The sequence below is a fragment of the Alkalibacillus haloalkaliphilus C5 genome, from assembly GCF_000269905.1.
Lineage (GTDB): Bacteria > Bacillota > Bacilli > Bacillales > Alkalibacillaceae > Alkalibacillus > Alkalibacillus haloalkaliphilus_A.
Map to the genome: position 1 here is coordinate 1 of NZ_AKIF01000191.1, position 4,631 is coordinate 4,631.

The window sequence follows — 4,631 nt, forward strand, 5'->3', positions numbered from 1 at the left end:
AACAACAAAATGAAAATGCAATGAAAGTTGCCCAATATTTAAAAACAAACGAATGGGTGGAAGATGTCTTTTATCCTGGTTTAGAAGATCATAAAGGTCACGCCATTGCTAAAAAACAAATGAAAGGCTTTGGTGGTATGCTTAGCTTCTCAGTCAAAGGTGGACTAGAGACTGTCCATCACCTACTGCCGCAGATGAAATTAGCGAAAAAAGCAGCTAGTCTAGGATGTGTGCAAACCATTGTCGGACCACCGCGCACAACAAGTCACGTCGAGTGTACACCAGAAGAACGTGCGGCTATGGGAATTCCAGAAGGCTTAATTCGCTACTCAGCTGGTATTGAAGACATTGATGATTTAATTAATGACCTTGATCAAGCTTTTAAAAAGTTACCTAAAGAATTATACGTTTAAGGTAAAAGTCGTCTCTAAATCAGGAGGCGACTTTTTGCATATTTTTTCCTAAGACAAGCCATGCTTAAAGGTAGAGGTGATTGCATGAGGGTGCTTGCTCTTGTTTTAATTATTACTTTTATCTTGCAACCAATAAGTTATGCACAAGACGATTTGGATTTTTCAATTGAGCAATTATATGAACGGTTAGGCTATACCGATCTTTTGACAGCGCTTGATCAATTTGATGAGACGTTTAATTATGATATTAGTTTGCCGAGCAAAATTCCATTCCGTGCTGACAAGTATTTAGGTAGAGTATCCGAACAAGGTTTATCGATCGCGCTTATTGGTGAAGATGAAGAGCGTGTTTTTCGCATACACATTTTGAAGGAATCAGTTGAAGTTCCTAATATGAGCGAGCAACGCGTTCTGAAAGACGGGACGACTGTGTTTCTTTTTGATATTGAAGAAAGTGCAGATCCTCACGTCAGCTGGCTATATATGGAGAAAAATGATGTGACTTATAGCTTTGTATTAAATGGTTATCGTCCTGAAATAAGGCATTATAAATTAATGGGGATTGCTGAATCGGTTGAGTGATGAAACCTTGATATGAAGGTGAATTTAGCGAAAGCCAATTCGTTTAAATATTACCATCTTGACTGCGGTATATTTTCTTTCCTAAATCTAAAAATAGGAGTGCAACAGATAAAGAAAGGAGCATCAAGATGAAGAAATTTAACGCTTTTATTATTAGCCTTATTGCTTTGACATTGTTACTTACAGCGTGTCAAACAGGTGATGAAGGTGCGCAACGTCAAACAGGTGACGATACTAATATAACACGACTTGGCACAGGTGATGGTCAAGATGGAAATCGTAATACACACCCTTACTATAACCGACAAAACCAAGACAATTTACGATTCCCTTATGAAAATGATGATATTAATTATCAGCTTCGTGGCCGTGAAAATGTCAACGACTGGGAGCCCTTCAACTTTAATAACAGAAGAAGTGGTCAACAAGGTCAACAAGGCCAACAGGGACAACAAGGTCAAGGTGGTTTAGGTGATATTTTAGGTGGTCAAGACCGTGAACAACAAACTGAACGTCGTGACCGTAACCAACAAGGTCAGCAGGGTCAAGAAGATCAACAAGAGCAACAACGTGGTCAAGACCAACAGCAAGAGCAAACACCTGACCGTAGTGAGGAAGCAAGAGAGCAAGATGGACAGCAAGACGAAACACCTGATGTACAAACAGACCAAAGTGTTATTGAAGAAGTTGTTCGTTTAACGAATGAACAACGTGAAGAACATGGGTTAAACCCAGTTGAGCTAGACACAGAACTAACAGACGTTGCACAGCGTAAGTCAGTAGATATGGCTGATAATAACTACTTTAGCCATAATTCACCAACTTATGGTTCTCCATTTGATATGTTAGACCATTATGACGTGACTTATTCTGGCGCATCTGAAAACATTGCTGCGGGTCAGCATTCAGCTGAAGAGGCAGTGAATAATTGGATGAATAGTGAAGGTCACCGAGAAAATATTTTAAATGATCAGTGGACACACATTGGTGTAGGGTATGAAGACAGCGGCAACATGAGTCCATATTGGACGCAAATGTTTATTGTTAAATAATAAGGACTAAGCACGTGAGCGAATTAAAAGCTTTCACGTGCTTAACTTTTTTGTTATAGGACAAATAGACATGAGCATATATTGAAACGTAATTAGACTTATAGGAGTTGATGGCTTCATGCCAAGTGGTACACACCGTGTGGAAGTAAATGTTCCGATCGATGTCGTCTGGGAGTTCGTAAGTCAAATGGACAATTGGGCTCCATTAGTTCCCGGTTATATGCACCATGAAATTATTAATGATCGCAATTCAACGTGGACGTTTAAAGGTGAAGTTGGGAAGATGTATAAAACTGTTTCGTTAAAAGTAGAAATTCAAGAATGGATCGAACCTGAAAAAGTTACGTTCAAACTGATCGGAATTAATGAAAATGTGATAGGACATGGTTATTTTCAAGCACGAAAATTAATGGACACGAGTACACAAATTAGTGGGAGCTTGGATGTGACAGCGAAAGGGATGAAGGGGCCTGTCATTAACTCTGTATTAAAAAGCCTCCTACCACAAACATCACAACGTCTGACAACGGCTGTATCTGATCGAATTTGTGAAATGTCAGTGGCGAAATAGTATTAATAAGTCATTCATACAAGAAAAACTCCACTTTAATCGAAGTGGAGTTTTTCATTTACGCAAAATTGTGATAAAGTTTGAATAGTTTGATATTTACTGATTGGAGAATTATATATGTCGTGGATGGATGTTGCATACAAAGTACTTAAATTTTACTTCGTTATTTATACTGCTGTTTCTTTATTTTTCATTACAGAAGGAATGGTGTATCTCATTTCTTTCCTTATTAGTCTCCCAGCTGTTTATGCAATCTTGTTTCTGAATGAAAGAACGACAGCTAATATCTTAATGGTTACTTATGCTGTTTCGCTTTTAGTTTACCCGTTTGTTGTTTATGATTAATACGGAATAGGGCCTGTGTTTTCTGTTATTTTATTCGTACCGATCATTATTTACTTCTTGTTTTTATACAAGGAAGATCATTTATAGGACGGCTGTTTATGAGGTTCTATTCTAAAAACTTCCGCTTTAACTCAGGTGTTGGCATCATGCAAGAATCACGTCTGCCAAAGACCTTGTGGCGGTTATGAGCGATGATATCGTACAAACGATCTCTAATCAGCTTAGGCATGATTCGAAGCCCATAAAGGTACTTCCAAGCACCGTCCATCTTTTTAACAATTTGAAGAGCACCTGAAGACTTTGTGTACATTTTACCGTTTGTCATAACGATAATACTGTCTAAGTCGTGTTGATCTAATTGGCTTGTAACACGTTCTCCAAAATCACTTTGTAAAGCAGCAAAGCGGAAGTGATCTCCTGAATCACGCTTAATTAAAAATTGAACAACCCCGTTACAAAGATTACAAACACCGTCAAAAAGAATAACAACCTTCATAATATCCCCTTTCAGCTACCACATTGGCTCCTCTTCATTCGATAGCTTATAAATAAATGGTGAAAATAAGATCATCGTTGCAATTATGATACCTGCAAAAATAATTATCCACATAAATGGAACGTTAATGGCATTAAGGAAAACAATTAAGATAAACGCGATGATCGTCATGTTAAAAGATTTTTTCCGACTGCTGGCTGTGTAATATTGTGTTTCACCACAACTTGGACATTGATGACCGACGCGGGATTTCCAACTGAATGGAAGAGCTTCTTTGTATTTGAATTCGTATTGACAATTTGCACAAGTTAACATGTTTGCTAGCACCTCTTTATGTAACGTTTACTCTCCTTTATGGTATCATATTTTATAAAAAGACGTTAAAAATCGTTTAGTAGGTGATTGAATGACGCAAATTTTAGTCGTCGAAGATGAAGTGAAAATTGCACGTGTGTTAGAGCTCGAACTTGATTTTGAAGGATATGAGGTTACGAAGGCTGAGACAGGTTATGAAGCGCTCGAACAGTTCCGTACTCAAAAATGGGATTTAATTTTACTCGATATTATGCTTCCAGAAATGAGTGGGATTGAATTGCTACGTCGATTTAGAAAAGATGATGACAAGACGCCAGTCATTATGCTAACAGCTAAAGATGCGGTGGAAGATAAAGTAACTGGTCTTGATTTAGGTGCGCAAGATTATGTCACTAAACCGTTTCAAATCGAGGAGTTATTAGCCCGGATCCGAGTCCATTTAAGGAGTAATACACAAGAAATAGAGCAGGGCGAATGGTTGGCATTTGATGAATTAAAATTGAATCAATCAACTCGTGAAGTTTATCGCGGGGAGCGCTCAATGGAACTCACGCCGAAAGAATTCGATTTGTTAGTGTATTTAATGGAAAATCGTAAACAAGTACTAACACGCGAACAAATTTTAGATGCTGTATGGGGCTTCGATTATGTTGGAGATACGAATGTAGTTGATGTGTACATTCGTTACTTAAGAAGAAAAGTCGATCTAACTGATGAAAAGCCGTTAATCCATACTGTTCGTGGTGTTGGTTATGTAATGAAGGATGCTTATGAAGCTAAGAAATAAAATATTCGTCTATACGACAGGGTTATTTATATTATTGTTAATTGCATTTGCATGTGCCATTTATTATTTG

At 37.8% G+C, this 4,631-nt stretch carries 8 protein-coding genes; 6 read left to right on the top strand and 2 right to left on the bottom strand.

All coding sequences use genetic code 11. From position 1 onward, the window contains the following. The 5 genes from A194_RS0114830 to A194_RS0114850 all read left to right on the top strand — a co-directional run. A partial coding sequence (locus A194_RS0114830; protein ID WP_017187586.1) for a PLP-dependent transferase occupies window positions 1–413 on the top strand: 413 nt, incomplete at its 5' end. Between the two features lie 84 nt (window positions 414–497). Continuing rightward, complete coding sequence (locus A194_RS0114835) at window positions 498–995, top strand: hypothetical protein (RefSeq protein WP_157783075.1); 498 nt, start codon at window positions 498–500, stop codon at window positions 993–995. 128 nt (window positions 996–1,123) lie between these two features. Then, a complete protein-coding gene (locus tag A194_RS20565; protein ID WP_017187588.1) occupies window positions 1,124–2,047 on the top strand; it encodes a CAP domain-containing protein in 924 nt (307 codons plus the stop codon). A gap of 118 nt (window positions 2,048–2,165) precedes the next feature. After that, complete coding sequence (locus A194_RS0114845) at window positions 2,166–2,618, top strand: SRPBCC family protein (protein ID WP_017187589.1); 453 nt, start codon at window positions 2,166–2,168, stop codon at window positions 2,616–2,618. Window positions 2,619–2,735: 117 nt separating this feature from the next. Continuing rightward, the gene (locus tag A194_RS0114850) at window positions 2,736–2,963 is read left to right on the top strand and encodes a hypothetical protein (RefSeq protein WP_017187590.1); all 228 of its coding nucleotides are present in this window, start codon (window positions 2,736–2,738) and stop codon (window positions 2,961–2,963) included. Between the two features lie 106 nt (window positions 2,964–3,069). Here A194_RS0114850 and A194_RS0114855 read toward each other — a convergent pair whose 3' ends face one another. Beyond that, window positions 3,070–3,459, bottom strand: coding sequence for a thiol-disulfide oxidoreductase DCC family protein (locus A194_RS0114855; RefSeq protein ID WP_017187591.1), 390 nt, complete (start codon window positions 3,457–3,459; stop codon window positions 3,070–3,072). Window positions 3,460–3,474: 15 nt separating this feature from the next. Continuing rightward, on the bottom strand, window positions 3,475–3,774 hold the full coding sequence (locus A194_RS0114860) for a TIGR04104 family putative zinc finger protein (RefSeq protein WP_017187592.1): 300 nt from the start codon (window positions 3,772–3,774) through the stop codon (window positions 3,475–3,477). Between the two features lie 91 nt (window positions 3,775–3,865). Here A194_RS0114860 and A194_RS0114865 point away from each other — a divergent pair, with 91 nt between their 5' ends. Next, window positions 3,866–4,561, top strand: coding sequence for a response regulator transcription factor (locus tag A194_RS0114865; protein ID WP_017187593.1), 696 nt, complete (start codon window positions 3,866–3,868; stop codon window positions 4,559–4,561). Window positions 4,562–4,631: the final 70 nt, after the last annotated feature.

Bases quoted from the DNA above. Each gene is read 5' to 3' on its own strand.
- A194_RS20565 (WP_017187588.1), top strand. From the start codon at position 1,124: ATGAAGAAATTTAACGCTTTTATTATTAGCCTTATTGCTTTGACATTG.
- A194_RS0114835 (WP_157783075.1), top strand. From the start codon at position 498: ATGAGGGTGCTTGCTCTTGTTTTAATTATTACTTTTATCTTGCAACCA.
- A194_RS0114845 (WP_017187589.1), top strand. From the start codon at position 2,166: ATGCCAAGTGGTACACACCGTGTGGAAGTAAATGTTCCGATCGATGTC.
- A194_RS0114855 (WP_017187591.1), bottom strand. From the start codon at position 3,459: ATGAAGGTTGTTATTCTTTTTGACGGTGTTTGTAATCTTTGTAACGGG.
- A194_RS0114860 (WP_017187592.1), bottom strand. From the start codon at position 3,774: ATGTTAACTTGTGCAAATTGTCAATACGAATTCAAATACAAAGAAGCT.
- A194_RS0114865 (WP_017187593.1), top strand. From the start codon at position 3,866: ATGACGCAAATTTTAGTCGTCGAAGATGAAGTGAAAATTGCACGTGTG.
- A194_RS0114850 (WP_017187590.1), top strand. From the start codon at position 2,736: ATGTCGTGGATGGATGTTGCATACAAAGTACTTAAATTTTACTTCGTT.